Source organism: Streptomyces wedmorensis (genome assembly GCF_000716445.1).
GTDB classification, from domain to species: domain Bacteria; phylum Actinomycetota; class Actinomycetes; order Streptomycetales; family Streptomycetaceae; genus Streptomyces; species Streptomyces wedmorensis.
On sequence record NZ_JNWK01000141.1, the window covers coordinates 1 to 1,682 of the forward strand.

Below are 1,682 nucleotides of genomic sequence, written 5' to 3' on the forward strand. Positions count from 1 at the left end.
AGGCTTCCGGGCCTGGACGGTGCGCCGAAGGTGCGGCGCCGTGGTGGGTTGTGCCCACCCGTTCCGCCCTTGCGGAACAGTTGCCCACAACCCGGGGTCATGCCGGGGGAGCGGCCCGCAACCCGGGGTCTTGCCGGGGCGTGGCCCACAACCCGGGGTCCTGCCAGGGGCGCGGCCCGCAACCGGGGGGCGCGGTGACGGGTGCGGCACACAACCCGGGGGCGTGGCCCGCAACCCGGCCCTGCCGAGGGCGCGGCCCACAACGAGGTCCTGCCAAGGGCGCGGCGCGCAATCCGGTCCTGCCAGGGCGCCCCGGGCGAAAACGCGTGGCTGGGTAGGGGTGGTGGGGGTTAGCCTCCGCGCCATGGCAGGGATCAAGATGCAACCGGACGAGCTCGACATAGACGTGGCCCTCGTCGAGGGGCTGGTGGCAGGGCGTTTTCCCGAGTGGGCGGGGCTGCCGGTGCGGGCGGTGGACTCCGCGGGGACGGACAACGCGATGTTCCGGCTGGGGGAGGAGTTCGTCGTACGGCTGCCGAGGGTGCCGTACGCGGCGCGGCACGTGGAGAAGGAGCAGCGGTGGCTGCCGGTGCTGGCTCCGCATCTGCCGCTGGCGGTTCCGGTGCCGGTGGGGCGGGCGGAGGCGGGGGAGGGTTTTCCGCTGCCGTGGTCGGTGTACCGGTGGCTCGACGGTGACGACGCGTTCGACGCGCCGGTCGCCGATCTCGCGCACGCGGCCGTCGAGTTGGGCCGCTTCGGGCGTGCCTTGCGGGGTGTGGACGCGAGCGGCGGTCCCGTCTCGTTCAGGGGCGGGCCGGTCACGGAGTGGGAGGGCGGGCATCTGCCGGGCGCGGTCCGGGAGCTCGGGGCGGATGGTGTCGTCGATGCCGAACTGGCCATCGCGGCTTGGGAGTCGGTGCTGCGGCTTCCGCAGTGGGACGGTGCCCCGGTCTGGGTTCACGCCGACTTGCTGCCGGGGAACCTGCTCACTCGTGAGGGCCGCCTCAGCGCCGTCATCGACTTCGGCGGCCTCGGCGTCGGTGACCCGGCCTGCGACATGATGCCCGCCTGGAGCCTGCTGACCGCCGATACCCGGCATCTCTTCCGTGAGGCCTCCGGCGCCGACGACGCCACGTGGGCGCGTGGGCGCGGTTGGGCCCTCGCCTGGGGGTTGGTGACCGAGAACTACTACCGGGTGACGAATCCGGTGCTGGCGGAGGTCGCCCGCCGTACGCGTACGGAGGCGCTCGCGGAGTACGCGTCAGGTGCCTGACGGCTCTGGATGACGTACCGCTGCCTGGAAGCACGTACTGCTTCCTGGACGACGTACCGCTTCCCGGCGCGGCTTTTACGCGTGGGGAACGGCGAAGGCCCGTCGCGCCATCGGGGGATGGTGGCGACGGGCCTTCGCGGCTTCGGCTCCCGGGCGGACCGGCCCGGGCGGTGCCGGCGGTGTGTGCGGTGCCGACGGCGAGGGTGGTGCTGGTCTTGCCGGCCGTGCGGGTCGTGCCATCGGTGCTGGTGGGCTCGGTGGCCCTCGTGCTCACGGGACTTACTTGGGGTCGCGGTCGAACGAGGCCTTCGACCAGAAGTAGCCGAGGGCGGTGAGGCCGAGGCACCAGGCGACGGCGAGCCAGCCGTTGTGGCCGATCTCGGTGCCGAGGAGGAGGCCGCGGAGGGTC

Annotated in this window: 1 protein-coding gene and 1 pseudogene; one reads left to right on the plus strand and one right to left on the minus strand. The window is 73.2% G+C overall.

From position 1 onward, the window contains the following. The first annotated feature begins 364 nt into the window (after positions 1-364). Complete coding sequence (locus tag OO54_RS40785; RefSeq protein WP_033212753.1) at positions 365-1,273, plus strand: aminoglycoside phosphotransferase family protein; 909 nt, start codon at positions 365-367, stop codon at positions 1,271-1,273. Between the two features lie 279 nt (positions 1,274-1,552). On the opposite strand, the pseudogene OO54_RS48155 reads toward OO54_RS40785, so the two are convergent. Further along, positions 1,553-1,682: pseudogene (locus OO54_RS48155) on the minus strand (ABC transporter permease); the annotation flags it as partial.